Origin of the sequence: Paenibacillus phytohabitans, assembly GCF_013141775.1 — a bacterium.
Classification (GTDB): Bacteria; Bacillota; Bacilli; order Paenibacillales; family Paenibacillaceae; genus Paenibacillus_AQ; species Paenibacillus_AQ phytohabitans.
Genome location: NZ_WHOB01000089.1, coordinates 30,426 through 55,359 on the forward strand (window position 1 = coordinate 30,426; position 24,934 = coordinate 55,359).

The following is a 24,934-nucleotide window of genomic DNA, read 5'->3' on the forward strand; positions in this document are numbered from 1 at the left end:
AACCCCATACATCCTTATCGCTCCGTACAGCAGTGGAAACGTGACTCTATCATACCAAAAGTCCCTGACAGATTCATTATTTGTCGTCAGGTGTTAAATACTACATGACGAACATTATCGAATAATGGAGGGATAACATTGCCTGACGATAACCATAAACGATATTTCGTATCCGTGAATCATGGCCTGATCCAGGATGTGCGTAACGACTCGAACGAATTTGAGGTTCTGCTCTCGGATGAAGAGCTTACCGTGCTCCAGGATCTTCTGAAAGGTCTGGCCGGTGAGGACGACTATGCCTTCCGGCGTGCTTTTGTCCCCTATAAATCAGCCGATCATGATGATGCTGCGGAGCAGTTTGACGATGCCACCATTCATCTCTTCCAGTATTTGCATGACCACGGCACAGACGAAACGCGCGGGCTCATTGATGAAATGAATGTTCTGCAGAGGCTCGGAAATACCGGCTACCAGGATGAAGGGTACGGCGGCGGTTCTCCGACTAACAAGTAAAAACGGCTCTGCCGCCCTAATCTGGAACGGAAAGCCCCGTCCCGACTGACAGATAGGCCTATTGTGAGCTAATACGCGGCTCCGGGAAGAATGTTTCTCTTCTGCTTCATCCGGCTTTGTTTTGCTTCCGGGGCTGTACTTCGGTTAAAATAGAATCACATAAACTGCAGCGCATTTTATGTGAACGCCGTAGTCATCCGTTCATGGTCTACAGTCACAAATAACGAATACCGGGAGAGTTTCAGTGGAAGAATACGATACACAGGTTACACTACACAAGTTGCAGGTCCATGTGAAGGATATGCAGAAGTGGCAGGTACACGAAGATTTTGCCAAGCAGGTTGAGAATTTCAAAGCTTTGCCGGCGCTTTACCGACATGCTCTGAATGAGCTTGAGAATAAAATTGATGTCATCCGTACAGAGTGGCAGGTGCGCGACGGCTTCAGTCCCATTGAGCATGTGAAGTCACGCATTAAGGAACCAAAGAGCATTGTACAGAAGATGGAACGCAAAGGCCATGATTTCACGCTGGAAAATATGGAGCAGCACATTCACGATATTGCAGGTATGCGGATCGTCTGTGCTTTTGTGAAGGATATTTACCGGCTGGTGGATCACCTGTGCGCGCGCGAGGATATCCGTGTACTGGAAATTAAGGATTACATCGCCCATCCGAAGCCTAACGGCTATCAGAGTCTGCATCTTATCGTCGCCATCCCCCTTGTGCTGCTGGAAGGAACCCGCTGGGTCAAAGCCGAAATTCAACTCCGTACACTCGCTATGGATTTCTGGGCCAGCATGGAGCATATTCTCTACTATAAATTTGACAAACAGCTGCCGCCGCATGTGGCTGAGGAATTAAAGGAGGCTGCGCGTGCCGCTGATGAACTGGATCAGAAGATGCTCCGCCTGCGCCGGGAGATCCTCGAACTGTCAGAAGCGGAAGGCAGCAGTAATGATCCCTTAGTATAAGTATATTTGTATACAATAAAGGCAGTACTTTAACGGCTAGGATGTTAAAGTACTGCCTTTATTCGCGTTGTGCGCTTACAATTTATTCAAGCCAGCCGCACGTTTGGCGGCGGCCTCTGATACCCGGCGCATCAGCAGGGCAAGTCCTTCCCGGGCCTTGGGCGTCTGCGGCAGCAGGGCGCTCCAGTCCTCTTCCGGTTCAATGACATCAGGCATTGCCGGAAATGGCCGGGCAGAGATCTCATGAAACAGCGGCCCCGGCTGATGGAGTGAGCCCTCCGCGGCCGCTTCGGCCAGCCATTCTCCCGAGGACACCGCCGGACCTTTACGTTCCAGCCGGGCCAGCTCGGACGCAAGCGTTACAGGTGCAGGCATCCCTTCTTCGATAACCCGCTCATTCTCCTGCTCCGCCCAGAGAGCAAACACCCCGGAGAGCAGCTCCTCCTTGGACAGGCCGCGCAGGGCAAAAGCCAGCAGCGGCTCCTTCGCCAGCTGCTGCTTCACCCGAAGCCGCAGCTCCCCAGCGGGCAGCAAGCCTGTGCCCTGTTCATTGGCCGCCTGTTCCAGCTCGGCATCAGCAGGCAGCACCTCAAGGGCAGCAAGTCCGCCTTCCAGGCTGCCCTGGAGCAGCTCATACAATTCACCCGGATGCGCAGAGAGCTGTAGCAGCACCTCATTCTTCCGGGCGGCCGTCCATTCCGGAATATGCAAAGTGAACACCGCGCGCTGCGCTTGTTCCTCTGCAACTGCGCCGGATTTGCCGTTCCGTCTGCCTACACCTTCCGCAGCAGCGGTTCCCAGGCTCCCGGTGGCCTTGATCTTTCCCGGCAGCACCTCCAGCTTCAACTCCAGCAGTTCACTCATGGATGTCCCCCTCTTTCTGCAAAACAGCTATCATTTACATCCAGTCCTGTCCTTGCAGCTCGATCAGCTCCTTCAGCTCATGGTTGGACATTTCGGTCAACCAATTCTCGCCGGAGCCAACTACCTGCTCGGACAGACTTTTTTTACGCTCAATCAGTTCATCGATCCGTTCCTCCAGCGTTCCCTGGCAGATCAGCTTATGCACCTGAACATTCTTGTGCTGCCCGATCCGGAATGCCCGGTCCGTAGCCTGGTTCTCCACTGCCGGGTTCCACCAGCGGTCATAATGCAGCACATGATTGGCCCTGGTCAGATTGAGGCCTACGCCCCCGGCTTTGAGGGACAGGACGAAGAATGCAGGACCTTCCCCCTCCTGAAAAGCATGCACCATCTCGTCGCGCTCACGCTTCGGAATACCGCCATGCAGGAAGAGCGGTGTCTGTCCGTACCTTCTGGCCAGCCGGCTGACGAGCAGCTCACCCATCGCCACATACTGCGTGAAGATCAGTGCGGACTCTCCAAGCTCGGAGATGCTGTCCAGCACCTCGAACATCACATCCATTTTGCCGGAAGGCTCACTGCGCAGGCTCCGGCCGTCATCCTTGCGGAACAGCTGCGGATGATCACAGATCTGCTTCAGCTTGGTCAGCGAGGACAGCACCAGCCCCCGCCGGGCCATGCCCGACCGCTCACCGATTACGCCGAGCATCTCATCCACAACGCCCTGATACAGGGCTGCCTGCGTTTCTGTTAGCGGACAATACGACTTGAGCTCAATCTTCTCGGGAAGATCCTTCGAAATATCGGGATCACTCTTCAGGCGCCGCAGCAGGAATGGCGATACGAGGCGGTGAAGCTCACGCAGCCGTTCCCCGCCTTCGCCGGATACATACCGCTGGCGGAAGGAATGATAGGTTCCGAGATACCCCGGATTCAAGAAATGAAAGATCGACCACAGCTCGCCGAGCCGGTTCTCTACCGGGGTACCGGTCATCGCAATCCGGTGCGGCGCGTTCAGCTTCATGACACTCTGCGCCTGTTTGGTGCGGTGGTTCTTAATATACTGCGCCTCATCCAGCACAACGGTTGACCAGCGCACCCCGGCCAGATCCTCACTGTCCCGGCCTGCCAGATGATACGTAGTCAGTACAATCTCATGGCTGGCGGCAAGCTCGGTGAAGCCTTCTCCGCGTACCCGCCGGCCGCCATGATGGATATGCACACTAAGCGAAGGTGCAAACCGCTGCAGTTCCCGCTGCCAGTTCCCCAGCAGTGAGGTCGGGCAGAGAATAAGCACTGGCTCCTGCTTCTCGCCCGGCGGCGCATTCAGGGCACGGTCCAGCAGGCAGGTGATCACCTGCACGGTTTTGCCAAGCCCCATATCATCGGCCAGACAGACCCCGAAGCCAAGACCGCTAAGCGCAGTAAGCCATTGATATCCCCGTTCCTGATAAGGCCGCAGGGTACCGTTCAGGTCATCCGGCACCGGACGCATGGGCAGCCCGCGCAGCACATCGCCATGCATAAGAGAGGCCAGCAAACCGGAGGTCTCCATGCCCGTGACCGACATGCCCTTCCATAGCCGTTCTTCGCCATCCTCGGCTTCCAGGCGCATCCAGTCTGCTGCCGTCATCTCTCCGCTCTCGTTGCGCTTCATATATCTCAGGACCTGACGGACCTCCTTCGGGTCCACTTCGATCCATTCGCCCCGGAAACGTACAAAAGGTACTCCCGCTTCCACCAGAGCATTCAGTTCGTCCTCGCTGATCTCCGAATCACCCAGGGAGGCCTCGATGCGGAAGGAGATCAGCTCCTCCATGCCCAGCGCTGCTTGTACAGGGCCGTCCACTCCGCCCGGCGGCGGCTGCATCTTCATTCTCATCCCGATCCGCCGCCGTCCCTCGCGGCTCCAGCGTGAAGGCATCTGCACCGTAATTCCCCGTTCACGCAGCTGCTGTACACTCTCCTTCAGGAAGAAATACAGCCGCTCCGGAAGCAGCTCTACCCCGCGCGGCGCCGGTTCGGCCAGCGCTCGCTGAATGTCCGGCGAGATCTTGGCTGCCCGCCCCAGCGCAGCAAGCAGCTGCTGCTGAATGTTACGGTAGCGCTTGCCCCACAGCGTGAATTCCCGTTCCCGGCTGCTCCAGACCGCTTCGGCCGGAATCCAGAATTCACCTTCCTCCCGGCTCTCCGCCCAGAACGTCAGCCGCCACAGCTCACTGTCGTCCGCAGGCGGCTCCAGCCGCAGGCCCAGGCTGAGCTGTCCGCTGCGTGCCTCCTCAGTCTCGAAATGCGGCACCTCGTTGCCTGCCGTCTCACTCACGGCAGCCAGAAGCTCGGTCACTTCAGCCGGAGTCCCCTGAACAGGGATATCCCGGCTGCCGGTCAGCAGACTGTTCCACCACAGTTCAGTAAGCGGCGAGTAGCCGCGGCGGTAGTTCGCTTTGAAGGGACTCAGCGCACTCTCGTTGGCCGCGACCACATTCTTGATCTCCGCTGTCATCACAGCCTGCAGGAACGAATAGAGCACGTACCCGCCTGCTTCCTCACGCGAGGACAGATCCCCCTCCTCGGCAACGTGAGTGCCGAGCGCAAGCACCGGCATGGAAGCCGCCATCTGCAGGAAGAATTCCTTATCCGCCTCTTCCCGGAAAGCCGGCGACCAGCATACCGCTGCCGCCTGCTCGCCTCCGCGGCGGCGTGAGCCCACCTTGCGCGGCGGCTGAGCGCCGGGGACAATCCCGCCCTTGCCCATCAGCTCCAGCGCAAACCGGGCAGCAGCCGACCAGTAGCGCAGTTCTCCGCCCGGCTCTATACCCTGGGCGCGGCTTGCCTGCTCATCCCAGGCAAGGAGCAGCTCGAAAGCGTCCTTGGGCGACAGGGCCAGCCCTTCGAGGGTGCGCCCCGGCATTCCGCGCCGCGCCGTCTTCCCTTCCACGGCGGCGGCGGCAGGATACTTCACTTCCGCCAGCCGCAGCGCAGCACCCGCAAAAGGACGCCAGCCGCTCCGAAATTCCAGCCGTTTAATCACACGTGTCCACGCGTCCACCTTCGGCTCAGAAGTTTCACCCGAGAAGCAAAATAATACGTCCCCTAACCATATTGCATACAGATGCTTAATCATTGATGATCTCCATTCTTTTAAGCAAACAGAAAGAGCCAGTCCGTCCCAGCGGGAAGACTGTTTCCTTCTCTGCGAGAAATATATTATGAAGCTGTACTAGCAGCAGTAACTGTACAGCCATCCCATTGTGGTTATCACTGCAACTTTTTTCTTCATCCCTTCATCTTATACGAAAAAGTCTATATTTAAAAACTTTTCTGCACGTTTTCTGCAGAAAATCTGCAGATTCTTTTGCAAATCCACCCCATTCGCAGTTCCGTCAGCATTCCGGAGGGGTCCTCAGACCCAATCGGGGCTGCTTGAAGCTTGAAGCTTGAAGTCATTTGACTTGCCTCGCCATTGGACTAAGCCCTTGGTACCTCCTACGATAATCATTAACCCAATTATCAGATATCCCACACCATCGGCACAGCAAAACCGGCAGCCGCAAGCGTCGGGCCTAACGCCACTAGGATTATTGTGTAATTAGCATGTCTTTCGGGGACTCAACTGCACTGTACAGGACTCGCAGGCAATTCAGGAAACTTAATGACATAGCGGGAACTCAATAGTACTTAGGGAACTCACTAGCACCTTCCTCATTTCCCCTCATCCCATACGCCGCAATTAAACTCTGATAGCCGTATTTAAGTATTTAAAACTAATTTTAAACACGCAACCGCTCGATCGGCGGTGGTCAGATCAAATAAATCCAAAATGTTGTATGTATTACAACTTTGATCCCATAATACGAAGGCTTCCGAAGGGAATGTTGTATGAAATGCAAGAATTATCTCCCCACGCCGCTTGAACGAGAGAAAATGCTGCATTCCTTACAACAATTTCCGATTCCGGTAGATTTCATGATAGGAATGTTGTATTTTGTGCAGGATTGTGCAAACTCATTTTCAGTCCTTACAAAGGACATCAATAGAATATTAAGTGGAATAATGTAACTTAATTCGGCTATTTTAAGTGATTTTCATCAAATAAGTGGATAAACGCTACTTAATTGCGCCCATTACTACTGGCTTGGCCCATATGCAGAAATTTAAGTGCTCTTTTTCCAACTGTTGTTTATCAGGGAGCCCTTCATCTGCCAGCAGGTGGAGAAAATCCAACTAACTCCTGTCCTATGCATCACCTGTGCCCGGCAAAACTGATTTATCCAGGCAGCACAAAGAACCGTCCTCCCCTCTATGCGAGGCGAAGCCGGCTCTTTATAGACTAAAAGGATTACTTGTTCGCCTGAATCCGCAACTCCCCGTCTGCAGCATCCGCTACCTGTACAATAATCGCACCCTTCTTGCCGTTATAAACCCAGCCCTCTTTGCCTTCATTCAGCTGTTCAAGGGTGATCTCCTCAAGGCCGTCCACCGCCGCCACGGTGAAGAATGGATAACAGAGCGCAAACCGCAGCATCTCCCGGCGCGGCTTATAATCATGTACGCCATATACCCATTGCAGCACCAAACCGCCTTCAGTCCCCGTAGCCTGCACAGCAAGCTCCGTATATTGCCCTTTTCGGTAACCGAAGCTGTGCCCGTCGTCCTCATACAGCTTGAAGGCCGCCGAGAATCCTTTGGCAGCTTCTGCTCCGTACAGATGGAAGATGACCGTCTCTTCCGTGTCCTCCAGCGCATACTGCTTCAGCGGACCTTCGGCCGTGAAGCTGCCCGCCTTCACATACATCGGCATAATATGCAGCGGTGCAGCAGCAAGAATATGACGGCCGCCTTCGTGAATCTCCCCATCCCAATAGTCAATCCAGCAGCCTTCGGGCAGGTAGACCGAGCGGTGATCTGTATCCGGGCGGTAGACGGGAGCAATCAGCACATTCTCGCCAAGCAGGAACTGATCGCACAGATTGGTCACATGCGGGTCACGCGGATATTCAAGGATAAGCGGACGGATCACAGGCAGCCCGCACATTTCCGCCTCATGAAACAGATTGTACAAATGCGGCATCCAGCGGTACCTCAGGCCGATGAATTCACGCAGAATCCCCTCCACTTCTTCCCCGAAGGACCAGGGCTCCTGACGCAGCGTTCCGATGGAGGAATGATTGCGGCAGTATGGGAAAAACACGCCCATTTGCGTCCAGCGCACCAGCAGCTGTGCAGACGTATGATGGGCGAACCCGCCGATATCCGGCCCGGAGAACGCCAGTCCCGACAGTCCCATATTGAGCACCATCGGCATCGCCATCGCCATATGCTCCCAGAAGCTGCGGTTATCCCCGGTCCATACGGCTGCATACCGCTGAATGCCCGCATAACCGGCCCTAGTCAGCACAAAAGGCCGCTCGCCCCCCATATGCTCGGCAAGTCCCTCATACGTGGCTTTGGACATCATCATCCCGTACAGATTGTGGTATTCCTCATGGGTAACCGGACGGCCGTTGTTGAAATGCATCACATCTAGATCCATCGTCTTGGTCTCATTGAAGACCGCCGGCTCGTTCATATCATTCCAGATCCCCTGGATGCCCAGGTCCGTGTAATACTTGTGCAGGTCACCCCACCACTCGGCAGTCCGGCTGTCGCTGAAATCGGGAAATGCGCTGATCCCCGGCCAGACCTCGCCGAAGAAGATATCGCCCTCCAGGCGGCGGCAGAAATGCTTCTCCAGCACACCTTGCTTATACACCTCGTATTTGGGGTCTTTTTTGACACCTGGGTCCACAATGGGCACGATCCGCACACCCAGCTCCCCGAGCTCCGAGATCATTTTCTGCGGATCAGGGAAGTTGACGGGGTCAAAGGTGAATACGCGGTACTCATCCATATAATGAATATCCAGATAAATGACGTCGCACGGAATATCCTTCTCACGGAAGGTACGGGCCAGCTGCAGCACCTCCTGCTGGTTCATATAACTGTAGCGCGACTGGTGGTAGCCGATCGCCCATTTGGGAGGAAGCGCAATCCGGCCGGTGAGCGAGGTGTATCTTTTGACCACATCCTTCATCTCAGGCCCGTTAATGAAATAAATGTCGTATTCTCCCGTAGAGCAGCCAATGGTAAAAGCAACGCCATGCGAGCGCATGTCGAAATCGCTCCGGCCCGTATTGTCCAGAAATAATCCGTAGGAGAGATCGCCGTGCATGTGAATGAGCAGCGGAATAGATTCGTAGAGTGCTTCAATCTCCGGCAAATGCGGGGCAAAAACATCGGTATTCCAGTTCGTATAACGCTCCCCGCGTTTATCGAGGAAGCTCGACTTCTCACCCAGTCCGTAAAAATGCGAATCCGGCTGCATATCATACTCCGCATGACTTGCGCCGCGCGGGTTCCAGCTGGTCAGATTCTGCTGCATAATCACCTTGCCCGAGGTATTCTCCACGCGGAGAAGAAACGATGATTTCTCGATAATCAGCCGGATGGCGCTCGTCGTGAAGATAAGCTGCTCCTCTGTCTCATCCACAGGAAACAGATGCGGGATACAGCTCTCATTCATCACCGCCTCCGATGTGGTCAGGTCAGGAACCTCACCATGGAAGACTTTCATCCGGAACATATCATCGCTCAAAAAGATAAAGACAACCCCGGCGCATTCCCCGCGGCAGATATAGACATTCTCCGACCGTTCCCAGGAAACCACGCTTCCCGGAGTGTTCCAGGTCTCCTTCATTACGAGTGGTCCCATCTTCTCGGGGCGTATCGCCTCGCTGCTCTCCATGCCTTTTGTCCCCCTTCGGCTATTGCCTGCTTGATCTTAATCGTTCCCGTATTAGCTCTTCTTCTCTACATATTACCCCGAGCTTACGGAATGCTATCCGTTAATTTCATGACTTGTTGGTCATTTTTTTGCCGGAGATAGTCTTAATTGCTGTTAAAGCGGGTATATTCTATGTAGGCCAAGGATAGGCACGTACTAATAACCTAACTTAGGGAGTGACAAGAACATGAGAAGAAGCAACCCTTATAAGTGGTGGAATCTGCTGCTGTACCTCGGCGTGCTTGCCGTCAATACGCTGTCGGTAACGCTGCCGCTTGGCGGGAACAGTACTGGAGAAATTTCAGACAGATATCATACTTACCTTACACCGGCCGGCTACGCATTCTCCATCTGGTCTCTGATCTACCTGCTGCTTGCCGGGTTCATTATTTATCAGTTCCGCAGTGATACCGGAGGCAGAGATTCCGTGCAGCGTATAGGCATATGGTTCATGCTCAGCTGTATATTTAATATGGGCTGGCTGTTCCTCTGGCATTATTTGTACATCGAGCTGTCGCTGGTTGTCATGGTGCTTATGCTGGTTTCACTGATCGTAATCTACCGCCGTACCCGCAGCATCCCGGACCCTACCTCCGGCGAGAAATGGCTGGTTAGACTGCCCTTTAGCATATATCTCGGCTGGATCTCTGTAGCTACCATCGTTAATGTCAGCATCGTGCTGGAGAAGAACAACTGGGACGGCTTCGGGCTAAGCGATTCACTCTGGGCTGTAATTATGCTCTGTGTTGGTGCAGTGCTGGCTGTTATTGTAAGCTTCCCTCACCGGGACAGCCTTTATCCGCTCGTCTTCGTCTGGGCCTTCATTGCCATTGCTATCGAACAGAAGGATACAGATAATATTTTCTTCACCGGGCTGATTGCCGCAGGACTTCTGCTGCTCTACAGCATCTGGCTGCTGCTCACCCCGCCGCGTACCCGCAGCAGATATTAACGATATCGGTGAAAAGACATAAGGCTGCCCCGCTCCTGCAAAGGGACGGGACAGCCTTTATCATTACCGGCTTACCGGAGGATTTGCTTGTCAGCTCAAATCTGACGGCAGCTGGCGTTCCAGCCAGCTCTCCATATACTCTGCCACCTCTTCCCAGCCCGGCTCGGCAATGATCCAATGGCTGCGGCCGGCAAACTCCTTGTATTCGGTCACCGCTCCCGAGTTCTGATTGTAGAAGCCGAAGTTTTTGCGCACCATCTTCGCAGGAATGATCCGGTCCACCTCTCCTGCAATCATGAGCAGCGGCCCGCGGTCGCCGTTGTTGTAATTGACCGCTGCCGGCGTCTTGGCAGAGAATGGTGCGGCGGCGGCCTGGAAGAAGATCCGTGAGGTCTCCGGCACCACATGCTCCCGGTATGCCTGCTCCTGTTCAGCTTTAGGCATATTATGAACGAAGCCGTATTTGAATTCCTTCGGGTTCATGAGGAAGGTTTTCTTCCAGGGGGTCAGGAAGATGCGGGCAATGGTCCGGGTAGTTGTCGGATAAGCCGCCGCGACGATCCCTTTGGTGCCTGCAGAATCAATGGCAATTCCGGCCAGGCCCAGATTCCGGTCCATCAGGAGCTGGGTCAGGGCTCCGCCGAAGGAATGACCGATAATAACCGGCTTCCGGGGCAGGGTGCGGATAATACGGGCATAGTGCTCAACCAGTTCACCGAGGCCGACTCCGCCCAATTGACCGGAAGGATCACTCTTCAGCTTAGCCGCCTTCGTTTCGTGATAAGGCCAGGCCGGTGCAAGCACCGGGAACCCCTGGCTGCTGAAATAGCCCATCAGTGTTTCAAAGCTCTTAGGGGTTACAAACGCACCGTGGATAAAAATAATGGTTGGTTTTGTCATTATAAACATCTCCTTTGTTTTTACCTACTAGTAGGTAGGTTGTAGATGAAAAAATATAATCTCACTTTACTTTTCTTAATCTGATTTCCCCATCTATATGTTATGCCTTACGGCTTATATCTTTGAATGAAGCTCGTTCTGCTTTACCCGTCACCCTGCCGCTCCAAGTATATGACGGGTATCTTTAACTGGACTTACTTTGCCGGGTGAATCTGATGCAGCAATCCGCTCTTGATCATCCGGAATTGCCCTACATCATTAAATGTCCGTGCAGCAAGCATTCCGCCGTGAATACCTGCCAGTATTCCATGAGCCATTTCTTCATCCGATACATCAGCAGTTGTATATTGCAGCGGCACCTTGCTCTCCTTAAGCAGCCTCGTGAACCAGTCCGTCAGCTCCTCAAAATGCGCCATGATCTCACTACGCACCTCATCCGGAAGAATCGGAATCTCTGACGCCAGCAGTGCGCAGAGACAAATATCTGTTGCCTGTGCCTCCAGGCAGTCCTCCCAATAGTTCAAATATTGTGTCAGCTTCTCCTGCGGATCACCTTCCATCCCGTCCAGCAAAGCCAGATTGGATTTAATCTGCTGCCGGTAACGGCCTACTACACTTTGCACCAGATTAGCCTTGGAAGGAAAGTGGTAGTGGATGCTTGCCTTCTGAATCCCGATCTCCCCGGCAATATCCGCATAGCTGAACGCACTGTACCCCCTCTCAAGAATAAAATGGTTGGCCACATCCATGATTTCATCGGCTCTGCTCATTTCCTTCACCTCTTGATTTCAGTATACCTACTAGTAGGTAGAATGTCAACAATATCAATAATTTTTTCTATTCCACACCATTCCGCAGCAAAAATCCCACGCACCTGCAAAGAGGTACATGGGATTCGGCCAAGCATTTCGGGTTCTATCTTCAGTAAAGCTTATTTCTTGCGTGCTACCGCTTCGATCTCAACAAGTGCATCCTTCGGCAGGCGCGCAACTTCGACTGCGCTGCGGGCCGGATAAGGCTCAGTAAAGAAAGTGGCGTATACTTCATTAACGGCTGCGAAATCATTCATATCCTTCAGATATACCGTTGTTTTGACTACATGGTCCATAGATGCGCCGGCCTCTTCAAGAATGGCCTTCACATTGCTAAGTGACTGGCGTGCCTGCTCCTGCACATTGTCCGCCAGTGCGGCCGTTTCCGGGTCCATACCAAGCTGGCCGGAGGTGTATACCCAGTTGCCGGCAATAATTGCCTGGCTGTACGGTCCGATGGCCCCCGGGGCTTTGCTTGTTGCTACCTGCTTTTTACTCATGACTCGCTCCTCCTGCTTGCTGTACGCGGCCTGCGGGCCGTTATGTACACATCATTTTATGTCTCATTGTAAGTCCTCAGGTCTGCTTATTGCAAACCCTCTGAAGTTCTAGTGCTTGCCGATCACATGAATTACTTCATTGGTATAAATATGCACACCGCCTGTATCGGCAAGGGCAATATTCCTCATCGCCCGCGCCACCTTGGCAGCGGGGATGGCCCGGTACTTCGCAGCTTTGCCGACCATAGCGAAATCCAGCCCCTTCATGATCACGGAAGCCACACGTTCCCCCAGCCTGAATTCCTCCCGGTCGCCGAGCAGCTGGGATGGCCGAAACAGATGCAGACCGTGGAATCCGGCCGCAATCAGCCCGTCCTCTACCCGGCCCTTGGTACGGGTATAGAAGTTGCGTGATTTCGCGTTCGCACCTATCGAAGACACCGCCAGGAACTGCTTCACACCAGACGCTTTGGCAATAGCCGCAGCGGCCAGCGGATACTCGAGATCCACCTTCTCAAATTGCTCCTGTGAACCCGCCTTCTTAATCGTGGTTCCCAGACAGCAGAATACCGCATACACTCCTGCGAACTGCTCCTTATATTGTCCAAGCTGATCCCAGTCGATCTGGATCTGCCGAAGCTTCGCATGCTGCAGCTTCAGCGGCCGGCGGACGAGCACGCGGACCTCATCCCAGTCACCATTCAGTAAATCCTCTGTCAGGGCACTGCCCACCAGACCCGTAGCTCCCAGTACTAACGCAATTCTTGTCACCCGGCTGCCTCCTTTATTAAGAACATTTCACTATTCATCCCGCAAAATACGCCGGCCCAGCAGCAGCGCCAAAGTGATCATCAGCGTCCCTACCACAAGCTGCATGCCGTACACCTGCGTCCATTCGGGCCAATTCTTAATCCATTCGTAGATGCGGCCGCCCAGCAGCGGACCGAAAAAGGCTGCCAGACCCGTAAGTGCCGCATACATAGCCATATACATCGGCCGTTCCTTCTTCGGCGTATCCCCGATAATGAAGTTGAAGGCCAGCTGGTTGAAGCCCCCCACGCCCATGCCAAATACAATATGCGCGGCAAACAGAACCGGCAGCATCGGCAATACGGACAGCAGGCCCCACATCAGCGAGGAGACCGCGATAATCGGCAGCGTCCAGAGCAGCAGCCGTTTGTTGCTGTACTTGGCGTTCAGATTCCCCCATACATAGAAGCTGCCCATCATGAAGATTGTCTGCGATACATTCAGCAGCGACAGCTTCTCATAATTGATATGAAGCAGCTGCAGCATCACATAGGAATACAGCGGCACGGTCAAATTCTGCAGCAGCAGCCATGCGGCCAGGAACAGCGTGGACTTCATAAACAGCTTATCGTGAAGCGGCTTCTTAAACATTGGCAGAAATTCTGTCTCTTCTGATTTCTCGAACGGAACATCAGGGTAGAAGAAGAACACAATAACATTGGAAAGCGAGAAAATCCACACGATAATATACAGGATAAGGAACCCGTGTCCGCCCGGATAACGGTCCAGAATAATGCCGCCTCCGTACATCACCAGGCTTCCAAGCGCATTCAGCAATGTATTACGGATGCCGAAATACCGGCCTCTGACCCGCGCTGGAACCAGGTCACTAATAACGGAGCTCCAGAGCACGCCGCCTGCCGTATTGGCAATGAAAGCGATTGTATACATAACTATGAAAGCGGTAACCCAATACTCTTGCGGAAAAATGAACGGCACAAGACCGGTAGATCCCCAGAGCAGTCTGTGCAGGCCGATAAAAGTAACCATAGCCCATTTACGGCTCGGCAGCTTCTGGATCAGGAAAGCTACACCAATCTGTGCCACATTCACCAGGGTGGTAAGCGCCAGAACGAATCCGATCTGGCTGGAGCTCGCCCCTAAATATAACAGAAAGCCTGTCAGGAACTGCCCTTGCAGCAGCACCTGAAATATTGTGGCTGGTATCCCCTCAAAGGTAGCGATCTGCAGATTCTTACGATGTATCGAGGCCTTGCGGACTTCCTTGGAGCGGTTCCGCAGCGGCCGGTTTCTCATGATGTTCATGGGGTGATAACACTCCTTTGATGCGGCTTTTGCTTCATTCTACTCCGCATCAATCTCCTGTCAATACACCGAAATCACAAATAAAGTTGGAGCCCGGAATCTGCCCATTCTCTGGGGTTAAAGCGGCAAATACAGGGAGAATAAGCTTCCCTGTCCTTCGCGGCTGTGCAAAGTAATGAACCCGCCAAGCAGTCTGGCCAGATCATTGCTGATTGACAAGCCCAGCCCTGTTCCGCCGTACTTGCGGCCGATGTTTGTATCCGCCTGCTCAAACGCCTCGAAGATCAGATCATGCTTCTCCGGCGGAATGCCTATCCCGGTATCCTGCACCTCAAAGGCGGCCCATTTCCGCGAGGAGAGCCCCTCTTGCCGTTCCACTACGCGGACATTCACCGATACACCGCCTGTCATAGTGAATTTGAAGGCATTTGAGAGCAGATTGCGGAGAATTTGCTGCACCCGCTGGGGATCCGTATGGATAACCCCCGGCATGTCTGCATCCAGTGAAATATCGAAGGCCAGCTGTTTCTGTTTGGCTACCACACTGAACTGCTGAAGTAGCAGATCAGGGATCTCACTGACATTGAAGTCTTCATTAATAATATCCAGCTTCCCGGCTTCTACCTTGGACAAGTCCAGAATATCATTAATAAGCGAGAGAAGATCCTCACCCGAGCGGTGAATGATCCCGCCGTATTCTGCCAGCTCTTCCACGCTCAGTTCATCTTCGCTTTCTTCAATTAGCTGGGACAGGTTAATGATACTGTTAAGCGGTGTTCTCAGCTCATGGGACATATTGGCCAGGAACTCCGACTTGAACTGCGAGGCAAGCATCAGCTGTTTAGCCCTCTCCTCCAGCACGATTTTATTCTTATGAAGCTCCTCCGTCTGCTCTGACAAAAGCTCATTGGCTCTAACAATCTGTCCGGTGCGCATCAGATCCAGCTGGAAGTCGCGGATAATCAGCGCAAACAGCACACTGAGAGCAAAGCCTGCCGGGAATGTGACCGGCAGAATATCCGTTATGTATTCCTGCGCCGGGATGACTCCAAACACCGTAATATTCAACGCATTCACTACATTTACCACCAGGACAGCAATCAGTCCCTTTTGGATCACAGAGGCAGAAGAACGCTGCATCCAGAGGCTCAGGCCGGCGCAGACGAAGCCCAGGATAGATAAATTCAGCACGCCTACCACAGCTGCTTCGGTAACCCCGAAGGTCAACCGCGTAAGCCCGGTGCCGACCCCAATAATGATCAGGACCAGAGGCTGGGGATAAGCCAGCGTAGAAATAATAAGCGGCACAAACCGCAGGTCAAAAATCACATGCTCGTCCAGCCTGTATCCGAAAATTGTACTTACCCACCCGGCGAAGATCGCGAGCAGGACCCAGCTTACTTTTTTCACAGGTTCAGAAGCGTAGGTCACCGTATGTTTGTATATTAAGTTTGCCAGATAAGACAAGGTAATCAGCAAAGCGGTATTCACAAAAAATATTTTTACATATTCCATAGCCTCACTCCTGCAGCCAAAAATGATATAACAACGATTATTATTTATACTATCATAGAGGAATGAAATCATGAAGCCACAGTGCTATGGCATATGTATAAGAGGTGGTCTTTTTAAACGCAGTCTCCCTTGTACCTGTCCGCAGAAGAAGAGCGCAAATCAGATACGATTTGCGCTCTTCTTCTGCGGCGTGAACCAGGGCATCATTGCCTTCCAGCGCCTTTTGGGTACGGAAGCTCCGCCATTGCCGCCAAGCTGTATAACAGGTGCCTCATTCAGATCAAATTCGGCCGGTGTCCACGTCTCTGCTTCCGGCAGTATATAGTACCGGGGGTGGTAGGTGCTGATGGTATCTCCTTGTTGTGTCAGCACCCGGTTAGCATGTATCTCAATAATCCGGCCTGTAATGACGGGGGAATTATTCATAGACATCCGCCTCTCCCTGCATTTGTGATGATCTGATCTGAGGCCTGGCCATATTCTTCGTTTAGCTGCGGATCGACTGCTCCCAGTTACGGTATTCCGCCTCTGCATCATCCTTGGAATGGCCGTAACGCTCCTGCAGCTTACCTACCAGTTTATCTTTTTCGCCGTCTATTACATCGAGGTCATCATCCGTCAGTTGGCCCCATTGCTTCTTGGCTTCACCTTTGATCTGCAACCATTTACCTTTTAGCACATTGTTGTCCATTACAAGCTCATCTCCTTAGCTGTGGGTTATTGTTTGGCACAAGCTAATAATTCTCAGTGAATTATTACCCGTTGGCCCTTTGTGTGAATCCAAACCCCCGGGACAGGCCCCTATAAAGGAACGGCAGCGCAAACCGCAAATAAAGTCATAGTTTGTCACATAATAGTCTTTTAAAAAGCTGTTCATATATTTTAAAATTTGATATACTTCAGAAGTAAATTTATTTATCATTTAAGTGATTATTTTCACATGAGTATTTCCCAGCTTGTGCTAGAATGCCATCGAACAAGAAACGAGATAATTAAATTTTTTCTTATTACCTGCCGATATATGTCGTATGCCTGCTACAAAAAGGGACCTTAGACCGATTTCAAAGTGACAAATGTCATTTATAAAGTGATTTTTATCACTTCCAATTACTATTAAAATGTTTTACATTTTAATATATATATTTTAAACTATTTTCTTGGAGGTCATATCAAAATGAAAAAAGCTTCTGTAATCTTGTCGAGCGCCCTGGTACTTGGCACTTTACTCGCGGGTTGTGGTAACAACAACAATGCGGGCAACGCTGCTGCAACTAATGCACCTGCTGCTGCGACCACTGCTCCTGCTGCTGACGCAACAAATGCTCCTGCAGCTAACGCTGGAACAGAAACAGGCAAATACCAAGACGGCACCTACTACGGAACAGTTGATGTTGATGCAGAAACTGGCTGGCAGACTTTCGTTCTGCTTACTGTAGAAGGCGGCAAAATCACCAAAGCTGACTGGAATGCTTTCAATACCAAAACAGCCGGCGATCTGAAGAAAAAAGTATCTGAAGACGGCAACTACGGTTTGGTTAAAATTGGCGGTGCTCAATCCGAATGGCATGAACAAGCAGCTAAAGCTGAAGCTTTCCTGATTGAAAAACAAGATCCGGCAGCACTCGCTTTCGATGCTGAAGGACATACTGACGCTGTATCCGGCGTATCCGTACATGTTAGTGACTTCGTAGGCGCTGCTCAAGCTGCTCTTGCTGCTGGTCCAGTACAAGTGGGTCCTTACAAAGACGGCGGTTACAAAGCTGAAGGCGAAATGGATGCTGAATCCGGCTGGAAATCCACTGTAGCTGTATCCGTTGCCGGCGGTAACGTTGTAGCTGTTAATTTCAGCGGCGTGAATGCTGCAGGCGATGATAAGAAACAATATTCTGTAGACGGTAAGTATGGAATGAAAGCTGGCGGCGCTTCTGCTGAATGGCACGAAGAAATCGCTCTTGCTGAGAAATACTTCCTTGAAAATAAAGGCACAGCTCCTACCCTGGATGCTGAAGGCAAAACAGATGCAATTTCCGGCGTATCTATCCACGTTGGCGAATATTTCACACTGGCACAAAAAGCACTTGAAGGCGCGAAATAATTATTCGCTATCCTTTTGCAGCTAATCAGACGAATGAGGTGAGTTTCTCTTGAAGAAAATAGTCATTTTGGGCGGCGGCTACGGCGGCGTACTCACGGCTAAGAAACTGGCAAAGAAATTTAAGAACGACAAAGATGTAGAAATCAAACTGATCGACCGAAATCCATACCACACTCTCTTGACTGAGCTGCATGAGGTTTCTGCGAATCGCGCACCTGAGGATTCGATCAAAATTGACTTGAAGAAAATCTTTGCCGGCCTGAAAGTGGATGTTGTGCTCGACGAAATCAGCAACATTGATTTCAAGAACAAGAAGCTGAAGTCCGACAAAGCTACCTATGCTTATGATTACCTGGTAATCGGCACAGGAAGCAAACCAACCTTCTTCGGAATTCCCGGAGCTGAAGAGAATACCTTCTCCTTCTGGTCTTATGACGATGCAGTTGCCCTGAAGCGTCAAATCCGCGACATGTACACCAAAGCTGCGAAGGAAAAGAATGCGGCAGTACGCCGTTCCATGCTTACCTTCGTAATCATCGGTGCCGGCTTCACTGGCGTTGAGCTGGTTGGTGAAATGGCTGAGCAACGTGAAGAACTGTGTAAGGAATTCTTCATTGATCCTTCTGAAGTAAGATTGATTGTAGCTGATATGGCTCCGAAGATTCTGCCTATCCTTCCAGAGAAGCTGATTCAAAAAGCCGAAGCCCGTCTGCGTAAGATGAATGTAGAAATCGTTACAGGCGCCAAAATCACCGAAGTTGGCACAGGTTCTGTAGCCCTCGGCGAGAAAAACATCGTGGATGCTCAGACTATCGTCTGGACTGCCGGTGTTGAAGGCTCCGAAATCGTTGGCAGTCTTGATGTTCAGCAGCAAGGCCGCAAACGTATTGTTACGAATGAACACCTTGAAAGTGTTGACCATAAGAACGTATACGTTGTAGGGGATAACATCTTCTTCATCCCTGAAGGCGAAGAACGTCCAGTTCCACAAATGGTTGAGAATGCTGAACAAGCTGCACCTGTTATCGCGGGCAATATTACTGCCGATATCAAGGGCACGCCTAAAAAAGCTTACAAACCAGGATTCCATGGCACCATGGTTTCGATCGGCAGCCGCTACGGTGTAGCGAACGTTGGTCTTCCAGGCAAATTCTTCATGCTGACCGGCTTCATGGCTATGCTGTCCAAACATTTCATCAATATGTTCTACCTGTCCCAGGTTGTAGGCTTCAACAAAGTATGGACTTACATGATGCACGAGTTCTTCCATGTTGAGAACCGCAAGAGCTTTGTCGGCGGATACTTCTCCAAGCGCTCGCCGAACTTCTGGCTCGTTCCGCTCCGTATGCTTTTGGGTGGTATGTGGCTATATGAAGGTATAGAGAAGATCAGAAAAATCTGGGTTGATCCCAATAAGATTTTCCTGATTCCTGCAGCTCCTTATGCAGATGCTACTTCTGCAGCCAGCGTGGCTGTGGATGCCGTTAAAGACACCGTAGATGCCCAGTCTGCAGCTTCCGCAGTATCCACTGCCAAAGAAGCAGTATCGGCTTTGCCGGTTCCAGGCTTCATCTACGATATTTCTAACTGGTTCATGGATCTTATGTTCTACAACCCGGACGGTTCTTACACCTTCCTGGCTAAATGGTTCCAAATCGGCATGGTTTGTGCCGAAATCGTCTTCGGTGTTATGCTTATCGTTGGTTTGTTCACAGCTATTTCTTCCCTGGCTACTATAGGTATGGCGGTCATGATCTGGACCACCAAGATGGCAGCTACAGAAATGCTCTGGTACGTTGGGGCGGCTATTGCCTGCATCGGCGGATCCGGCAGCGTGTTCGGTCTGGATTACTATGTTCTTCCTTGGCTCAAGAAGCAGTGGAAGAGGATTCCACTCGTCCGGCGCTGGTATCTGTTTACCGACTGATCATACGGGTAACTTCTTAGTAAGTGTATAACTTAAATACAGTAGCGGCGTACGCACATGCTGCGCTGCTGCAAGCTGAATATGATGTTCTTAAGAGTAATGTGTCCCTAGGACACATTACTCTCCTTGTTTAACAAGGGGAAAGCACATATCTGCATAAAGATGTACAGAATGGTTTTGTAGGGATAATCAGGGCTGTGGTTTCTTCCGGCAAAACCGACAAGAAGGAGAGAATCTTGTGAACAAAAAACTCATTGAAGATACATTCCGGATGCTTCAGGCTGAAATGTCCCCGATCGCCGGAATTCAGTTGTATCTCTCTCCGGCAGAATGCGAGCAGTTGCTCTCGGTACTGGAACGCCATGATCTGGAATATGACCGCAAAGTCCATTTGCTAGGTATTTATACCATTCTTACCGTGGCTGCACAGCGCCATATGGAATGTGTCCCACATCATCCTGACCTGACCCGCAGCATTTTGGATGGAGATTACCTATACAGCTTTTACCTGCAGTTTGCAGTGAAATGCCGAGAGCTGGATCTGGTTGCATATTTGGCTCCCTCAATCAAAAAAATGCAAATTGGACGGTCAAATGGAGATTTCACGGAACAGGATCCGGCCCAGGGGTTTGATGAATTCCTCATTCAGGAGCGCAGACAGCGAAGCCGCACAAGCAAAGCCATTTGACAGGTGGGAACACAAAAGATGAAGCTGCACGAAGCCTTGCATATTGATCTGGATGAAATTAACCGCGAAATTAAGAATTTGGTGACCCGCGATAAGGATGTTCCCAAAAAGTCGCTGCTGGCGCAGAGTATTCTCGAACTGACCGGCTCCGGCGGCAAACGGTTACGCCCGCTGATGGTCATAGCCGGCAGCCGGTTCGGACGTAAGCCGGCCGGACGCAGAACCCTGCAATTATCCGCAGCCGCTGAATTCATCCACGCCGCCTCATTGATTCATGATGATATTATTGACGACGCCGAACTGCGGCGGGGCGAGCCTGCGCTGCATACCAAGACCGGCATCTTATCTGCTGTGCATATCGGCAATTATATGTCCGCCCGCGTCATCGAGCTGCTAAGCAAGTATTCAGGTGATAAGAACCGTTACGTTCACGATCTGTCTTCTGTGGCCACTGCCCAGTTATGTCTGGGGGAATACCAGCAAATGGAGCATGCCTTTGATTACAACCTGACACTTGAGCAATACTTGGAGAAGTCCCGTAACAAAACAGCACTGCTGATGGCTACCTGCCTGCGGGTAGGTGCACTATCCACAGAAAGCACCGAAGAAGTCGCCGATCTTCTCTATAATTTCGGCGAATCGCTCGGCATGTCATTCCAGATTCAGGATGACATCCTCGACTTCACCCAGTCGGCGGATGTGCTCGGCAAGCCCGCAGGCAGCGACCTGCGCCATGGTCAGGTTACCTTGCCTGTACTCTTCGCCCTGCAGGACCCTGAGCTTGCTCCTGTGATCCGCCAGATTGGCCCCTCTTCTTCTTCCGAAGAGGTTGCGCATGTCTTGGAGCTGGTTAAGAACAGCGACGCTCTGGCCCGCACAGAAGCTGTCAGCCAGGACTACCTGTCCCAGGCTGCAGCGATTGTGCAGCAGCTCTCCAGCTTCCCGGCGCATGCCGATCTGGACACACTGCTGCAGTACTTCGCCGGACGCGACCGGTGAGCCGAAGCGGCTGTCCGTGCAGTTGGTTAACCACGGCATGCTATATCAATTTCTAAGTAAACGAGTCCTTTGGGGCTCGTTTTTTTTGCTTTATGCGGACCCCCCCGCCTATATCCCAGTGATTTTTATGAAAATCCTGCACAGAATACAACATTTTGCTCATAAACTGGGCCTTAAAGTAAAATTGTTGTACAAACTGCAGCATTTTTTCTCCTCCGAGCCGCTTAGCGGAACAATTGTTGTATTTCATACAACAATCCGTCCGAACACCCTACTATTGATGAATCAGAGTTGTAATACGTACAACAATTATGCCCGTACAGAGGTAATCAGGTACCTTTTGGAGACCTAAACTATACAAGAACCCAATAGGTAGGATTCATTCGTGTTTGGATTCTACTGTACGGCGCGCAATAAAATTGGTAAGCCATGCTTTATTTCTACCTGTTTGATGTTGCTAAACAAGCGAACGCAGCAAAGCGAACGTGAGCGTGTTTAGCTTAGTGGTTTGCTTTTAGGTTTGCTCTTGTGGGTTGTCTCTTGTGGGTTTGCTCTTGGGGTTATCCTTGTGGACTTGCTTTTTAGGTTTGCTCTTGTGGGTTGTCCCTTGGGGGTTGTCTCTTGGGGTTGTCTCTTGGAGTTGTCTCTTGCGGTTGTCTCTTGGGGGTTGTTATTGTGGGTTGTCTCTTGGGGCAGTCTCCTGGGGGGGCTCTTGGGGTTTGCTCTTGTGGGTTGTCTCTTGGAGGTGTCTCTTGGGGGTTGTCTCACGCAGACAAAAAGAAAAGCGCGAAGCCTAAGCTTGTCGCGCTCTTTGCCGCCCGCCCCGCTGGGTAGGCTTGTTGTCTTTTTGAAGTTAATCTTGCCTAGGGAGAGGTTAGGACGGAACGGAGAGGAATTTTGGAACTGGAGAAGCGTCAGCGTTCGCCTTTAAGCTCGGATTCCTACCGCTCACAGCGGTTCTAATCAGGGAATCTGAGCTTAACAGCGATCGGAAGTCCAAATATTCCGCGCAGTGCAGCCTCCCAACCTCACTCTCGCCAGCGCATACCTAGCCCCTAGCAAACTAATTAACGTAAAAATAATCAATCAACGTACACAGCAATATCACCATACTGATCACCTGGTTCAAATTATAAGAAGCCACCTTCATCATTTTACGGTTCGAAGGCTTGATGATCTTATGCTCTGTCATGAGCAGCAGTGTAGCAATCCCGATGCCGACCAGATACATCCAGCCGAGATCACGCCAGAGATACAGGAACAGCAGCAGCATAATCATAATGAAATGCAGACCCTTGGAGATCCGCAGGGCGTTCTCCAGTCCGAAGAAGCTCGGAATGGACCATAAGCCATTTTTCCGGTCGAAATCGATGTCCTGGGTCCCGTAGATGATGTCAAAGCCGGCTATCCAGAGCATGACCACCGTTCCGATAACGAATGGAGTGAAGGCAATATTCCCAGTTACTGCAAACCAGGCACCGATCGGCGCCGAGGCAATCACGAAGCCCAGATACAGATGACTCAGGAAGGTAAAACGCTTCGTATACGAATAGCTCGAGATCAGCACGATGGCCACCGGGGACAGCAGCAGGCAGAGCAGATTCAGCATCCCGGATGCGACAATAAACAGCGCATAGTTGATGATGATGAACAGGATAACTTCCTTCTCAGCGATCAGACGCTGCGGCAGATGCCGGTGTGCGGTACGCGGATTATTACCGTCAAAGGTACGGTCCACCAGGCGGTTGAACGCATTGGCCCCGTTACGCGCGCCGATCAGAGCGATCAGCCCCCACAGCATCATATGGCCGGAAGGCCAGCCTCCCGCCGCCCATACCATCGAGATGATGGCAAAAGGCAGGGAGAAGAGCGTATGGGAGAACATAACCAGCTCGCTGAACATTTTCAATTTAAGTGCCGTATGCTTAAAAGCATTAATGATAACCATAATGTTGTGCCTCTTTCTTCAATGAATCGCTTGCTTGACCAGGGACAGCACTTCATCCAAGGCAGCAAGCATAGCATCAATATTCTCTGCGGTGACGACCAGCGGCGGCTGGAAGGCGAGAACATTGCGGCCTATGCCGTTTTTGCCGATCAGGTAGCCGCGGTCCTTCATCTCTTCAAGGACATGGTCTGTCCGCTCAGCAGCGCCCTCAGCTTCGGAGCCGGCAAGCTCGGCACCCAGCATGAATCCGGTCCCCCGCACATCGGTGATCAGCGCAGGATAACGCTCCTGAAGCCGGAGCAGGCCTTCCTTCAAACGTCCGCCCAGCTCAGCCGCACGTTCCGGCAGCCGTTCACTCTGGATATAATCCAGCACAGCCAGCGCCGTAGCCGCGGATACAGGGTTGCCCCCGAACGTTGAGGCCGAAGGCTTGTTCAGCGATGCGGCAATCTCATCTGTAGTCGAAAATGCGGCGACAGGCACTCCGTTGCCCAGTGCCTTAGCCATGCTGATGATGTCCGGTACTACGCCGAAATGCTCAATGGCAAACATAGCTCCCGTACGGCCATAGCCGGTCTGAATCTCATCGTCAATGAGCAGTACACCGTACTGTTCCAGCAGCGCTTTTACCTCGCGGAAATAAGACAGGGCTGGCATAATCATGCCGCCGTTCCCCTGAATCGGTTCAACGATCATGGCGGCGATAGTATCCCCTTTCTCGGCGAGTACACGCTTCAGGCTCTGAATCGACCGCGCAGCAGCTTCTTCCAGCGTCATCTCCGGATGATACGGACGCTCAATGAACGTCACATCTTCATCCAGGTAAGCGTCTGTCCGCCACATTTGCAGGCCGGTCACGCTCATTGTAAGATTGGTCCGGCCATGCAGGCCGGCTTCCAGGGCAATGAACCCTTTGCGTCCGGTATGCATCCGTGCCAGCAGGAGTGCCCCTTCATTCGCTTCCGAGCCGCTGTTAACGAAGAAGGTCCGGCGCAACGCGCCCGGCAGCAGACCCTCCAGACGCTCGGCCAAATCTACATTCGGCTGGGTCAGATAGACGGTCGAGGTATGCTGCAGCTGCTGCAGCTGCGCTATCGTGCGGGAGGTAATCGCCGGATTGCAGTGGCCGCAGGCGACAACCGACACCCCGGCGAAGAAATCCGTATATTCTTTGCCGTTCTCATCGTACACGTACTGCATGCTTCCGCGTACCAGTTGCGGTGCATCCCGGTAAAAATGTGCGGTGCACGGGTAGAAATACTGCTTTCTTTTGGCGGCTACCGCATCTCTTCCAATGATGTTGCTCTGTTCCATGAAGGTTCCCTCGCTTTCAGCTGCTGATGATCCAA

At 52.1% G+C, this 24,934-nt stretch carries 20 protein-coding genes; 7 read left to right on the top strand and 13 right to left on the bottom strand.

All coding sequences use genetic code 11. The features are described 5' to 3' along the window. Positions 1 to 138: 138 nt before the first annotated feature. Complete coding sequence (locus GC101_RS29355; RefSeq protein ID WP_171720230.1) at positions 139 to 513, top strand: hypothetical protein; 375 nt, start codon at positions 139 to 141, stop codon at positions 511 to 513. 301 nt (positions 514 to 814) lie between these two features. After that, positions 815 to 1,486, top strand: a complete 672-nt coding sequence (locus GC101_RS29360; RefSeq protein WP_171720409.1) for a GTP pyrophosphokinase — start codon at positions 815 to 817, stop codon at positions 1,484 to 1,486. A gap of 75 nt (positions 1,487 to 1,561) precedes the next feature. Here the strand turns inward: GC101_RS29360 and GC101_RS29365 are convergent, their stop codons facing one another. The 3 genes from GC101_RS29365 to GC101_RS29375 all read right to left on the bottom strand — a co-directional run bounded on the left by GC101_RS29365 (position 1,562) and on the right by GC101_RS29375 (position 9,134). Continuing rightward, positions 1,562 to 2,350, bottom strand: a complete 789-nt coding sequence (locus tag GC101_RS29365; RefSeq protein WP_171720231.1) for a hypothetical protein — start codon at positions 2,348 to 2,350, stop codon at positions 1,562 to 1,564. Between the two features lie 34 nt (positions 2,351 to 2,384). Next, on the bottom strand, positions 2,385 to 5,474 hold the full coding sequence (locus GC101_RS29370) for a DEAD/DEAH box helicase (protein WP_171720232.1): 3,090 nt from the start codon (positions 5,472 to 5,474) through the stop codon (positions 2,385 to 2,387). A 1,215-nt stretch (positions 5,475 to 6,689) separates the two neighbouring features. After that, complete coding sequence (locus tag GC101_RS29375; RefSeq protein ID WP_171720233.1) at positions 6,690 to 9,134, bottom strand: glycoside hydrolase family 31 protein; 2,445 nt, start codon at positions 9,132 to 9,134, stop codon at positions 6,690 to 6,692. Positions 9,135 to 9,360: 226 nt separating this feature from the next. On the opposite strand from GC101_RS29375, the gene GC101_RS29380 reads away from it, so the two are divergent. Beyond that, a complete protein-coding gene (locus GC101_RS29380; protein WP_171720234.1) occupies positions 9,361 to 10,125 on the top strand; it encodes a tryptophan-rich sensory protein in 765 nt (254 codons plus the stop codon). 90 nt (positions 10,126 to 10,215) lie between these two features. Here GC101_RS29380 and GC101_RS29385 read toward each other — a convergent pair whose 3' ends face one another. The 8 genes from GC101_RS29385 to GC101_RS29420 form a co-directional block, all read right to left on the bottom strand. Then, complete coding sequence (locus tag GC101_RS29385) at positions 10,216 to 11,025, bottom strand: alpha/beta hydrolase (RefSeq protein WP_171720235.1); 810 nt, start codon at positions 11,023 to 11,025, stop codon at positions 10,216 to 10,218. A 194-nt stretch (positions 11,026 to 11,219) separates the two neighbouring features. After that, positions 11,220 to 11,795: a TetR/AcrR family transcriptional regulator gene (locus GC101_RS29390; protein WP_171720236.1), complete on the bottom strand. Its 576-nt coding sequence runs from the start codon at positions 11,793 to 11,795 to the stop codon at positions 11,220 to 11,222. Positions 11,796 to 11,956: 161 nt separating this feature from the next. Continuing rightward, a complete protein-coding gene (locus GC101_RS29395; protein ID WP_171720237.1) occupies positions 11,957 to 12,337 on the bottom strand; it encodes a RidA family protein in 381 nt (126 codons plus the stop codon). Between the two features lie 108 nt (positions 12,338 to 12,445). Continuing rightward, positions 12,446 to 13,108, bottom strand: coding sequence for an NAD(P)H-binding protein (locus tag GC101_RS29400; RefSeq protein ID WP_171720238.1), 663 nt, complete (start codon positions 13,106 to 13,108; stop codon positions 12,446 to 12,448). Between the two features lie 30 nt (positions 13,109 to 13,138). Then, positions 13,139 to 14,413 (bottom strand): MFS transporter, encoded by a 1,275-nt coding sequence (locus GC101_RS29405; protein WP_042133195.1) that lies wholly within the window; start codon positions 14,411 to 14,413, stop codon positions 13,139 to 13,141. Between the two features lie 117 nt (positions 14,414 to 14,530). Further along, on the bottom strand, positions 14,531 to 15,928 hold the full coding sequence (locus GC101_RS29410) for an ATP-binding protein (protein WP_171720239.1): 1,398 nt from the start codon (positions 15,926 to 15,928) through the stop codon (positions 14,531 to 14,533). A 159-nt stretch (positions 15,929 to 16,087) separates the two neighbouring features. Next, positions 16,088 to 16,354, bottom strand: coding sequence for a hypothetical protein (locus GC101_RS29415; RefSeq protein WP_171720240.1), 267 nt, complete (start codon positions 16,352 to 16,354; stop codon positions 16,088 to 16,090). A gap of 61 nt (positions 16,355 to 16,415) precedes the next feature. Continuing rightward, on the bottom strand, positions 16,416 to 16,619 hold the full coding sequence (locus GC101_RS29420) for a CsbD family protein (protein ID WP_042133189.1): 204 nt from the start codon (positions 16,617 to 16,619) through the stop codon (positions 16,416 to 16,418). Positions 16,620 to 17,102: 483 nt separating this feature from the next. Here GC101_RS29420 and GC101_RS29425 point away from each other — a divergent pair, with 483 nt between their 5' ends. From GC101_RS29425 to GC101_RS29440, 4 genes are all read left to right on the top strand, one after another. Continuing rightward, positions 17,103 to 18,023, top strand: coding sequence for an FMN-binding protein (locus tag GC101_RS29425; protein ID WP_171720241.1), 921 nt, complete (start codon positions 17,103 to 17,105; stop codon positions 18,021 to 18,023). Between the two features lie 49 nt (positions 18,024 to 18,072). After that, on the top strand, positions 18,073 to 19,950 hold the full coding sequence (locus tag GC101_RS29430) for an FAD-dependent oxidoreductase (RefSeq protein ID WP_171720242.1): 1,878 nt from the start codon (positions 18,073 to 18,075) through the stop codon (positions 19,948 to 19,950). Positions 19,951 to 20,188: 238 nt separating this feature from the next. Further along, positions 20,189 to 20,638 carry a hypothetical protein gene (locus tag GC101_RS29435; RefSeq protein WP_039309806.1) on the top strand — a complete coding sequence of 150 codons (450 nt, stop codon included), beginning with the start codon at positions 20,189 to 20,191 and terminating at the stop codon, positions 20,636 to 20,638. A gap of 18 nt (positions 20,639 to 20,656) precedes the next feature. Beyond that, positions 20,657 to 21,637 (top strand): polyprenyl synthetase family protein, encoded by a 981-nt coding sequence (locus tag GC101_RS29440; RefSeq protein WP_171720243.1) that lies wholly within the window; start codon positions 20,657 to 20,659, stop codon positions 21,635 to 21,637. Positions 21,638 to 22,700: 1,063 nt separating this feature from the next. Here GC101_RS29440 and GC101_RS29445 read toward each other — a convergent pair. Both GC101_RS29445 and GC101_RS29450 read right to left on the bottom strand, forming a co-directional pair. Next, entirely contained in the window at positions 22,701 to 23,585 is an 885-nt protein-coding gene (locus tag GC101_RS29445; protein ID WP_042133181.1) for a UbiA-like polyprenyltransferase, read from the bottom strand. Positions 23,586 to 23,603: 18 nt separating this feature from the next. After that, on the bottom strand, positions 23,604 to 24,899 hold the full coding sequence (locus GC101_RS29450) for an aspartate aminotransferase family protein (protein WP_171720244.1): 1,296 nt from the start codon (positions 24,897 to 24,899) through the stop codon (positions 23,604 to 23,606). Positions 24,900 to 24,934 lie beyond the last annotated feature (35 nt).